Source organism: Paraburkholderia sp. SECH4, from assembly GCF_030511745.1.
In the GTDB taxonomy this organism is placed as follows: Bacteria; Pseudomonadota; Gammaproteobacteria; order Burkholderiales; family Burkholderiaceae; genus Paraburkholderia; species Paraburkholderia madseniana.
The window spans coordinates 1-1,605 of record NZ_JALOCP010000113.1; the positions used below are offsets into that span (position 1 = coordinate 1).

Here is a 1,605-nt window from a genome sequence, read left to right on the forward strand (position 1 = left end):
CCTACGACAGCGGCGAGAGCCATACCGATCAGGGCATCAGCAGGCAGGGCAACCGAATTAGTAAGGACTTTCCCGATCTCGTGGCACATAGCGATATGCGAGGATGGTTGGTGCTGGGCAACCCATCTGAGAAGGGGAAAGTCATGGACAAGATTACTCGTATCGGCGTGGATCTGGCCAAGAACATCATTCAGGTACACGGCGTGGACAGCATGGAACGCGTGGTGGTCAGGAAAGCAATCTCGCGACACAAGTTTCTCGAATGGTTTGCCAACCTCGAGCCGTGCCTGGTCGCAATGGAAGCGTGCAGCGCAGCCCACTACTGGGGGCGCAAGCTGCGCGCGCTCGGCCACGAGGTTCGGCTGATCGCGCCGCAGTTCGCCGCACCGTATCGCAAAGGCGGCAAGCACGTGAAGAACGACAGGCTGGATGCCGAGGCCATCTGCGAGGCCGCGGGCCGGCCGCACATGCGCTTCGTGGCCGTCAAAACGGCAGACCAGCAAAACGTGCTGCTGCTGCACCGGATGCGGGACGGTTTCGTTGAGGAGCGTACCGCGCTCGTCAACCGGCTGCGCGGTGAACTGGTCGAGTTCGGCGTCTTCCTGCCGCAAGGCATCAATGCATTTCGTGCCCACTTCGTCGAGGCACTGGAGGACGGGGCCACTGAACTGAACGGTGTCGCACGCACTGCGCTGCTGCGAGGCTGGGAGCACCTGCAGGCCCTCGACCAGCAAATCGCCTGGTGCGACGCGCAAGTCGCCACGCACGTGAAGCACGACAGCAACGCGCAGCGCGTCATGGCGGTCATCGGCATCGGGCCGCTCACCGCGTCGGCCGCGGTGGCCACTGTCGGCGACGCTCACCTGTTCAAGAACGGCCGCCAATTTGCCGCCTGGATCGGCACGGTGCCCAAACAGGCGAGCAGCGGCGGCAAGACCCGGCTGGGCCGCATCACCAAACAGGGCAACACGTATCTGCGCACGCTGCTGTTCCAGGGCGCGCGCTCGGCCGTAACGAGCGCCCATCGACGAACCGACCGGCTCTCGCGCTGGATCGTTCAGCTCCAGGCACGCGTGGGTTGGTATCGAACGCTGGTCGCCGTCGCCAACAAGCACGCGCGCATCCTGTGGGCGATTCTGGCCAAGGGCGAGCGCTTCGATCCGTCGTATGTGCCAACCCGCCCGGCCCCCGCTGGTCGTGAGGCCGCAACCGCATGATCGAATAGATGAAGCATAGAGCCCCGCAACCCCAAAGTCGGAAACTCCGCATACAAGGATTCAACAGGCATGGATAGCGACAGGTCAGACCGGCAGCAGGCGAACTCGAGCACCCGTCAGGCGCTGCATCGCATGTATTCGCCGTCAACCGGATGGAGTCCTGCTGCGCGGTTACTATCCGGGCCCGGGCACAGCAACCATCGTGTCCAACAAGGCCGCTTATAGGTGTGCAGTCTGTCTCGCCGCTCAATGCCGAATGTGTCCCAGATCACATGGGAGTCAAACGAATGGATGAATGAACCCCGAGCTTGCAAAAAAGGGAAAGTCCTTATAGGCGGGTGCGCGCGCTGCTGGTCGAGATGGCGTGGACCTGGCTGCGCTACCAGCC

At 62.9% G+C, this 1,605-nt stretch carries 1 protein-coding gene; it reads left to right on the top strand.

Annotation, left to right across the window (positions count from 1 at the left end):
• Positions 1–143 precede the first annotated feature (143 nt).
• The gene (locus M0D67_RS41955) at positions 144–1,217 is read left to right on the top strand and encodes an IS110 family transposase (protein WP_266243674.1); all 1,074 of its coding nucleotides are present in this window, start codon (positions 144–146) and stop codon (positions 1,215–1,217) included.
• Positions 1,218–1,605 lie beyond the last annotated feature (388 nt).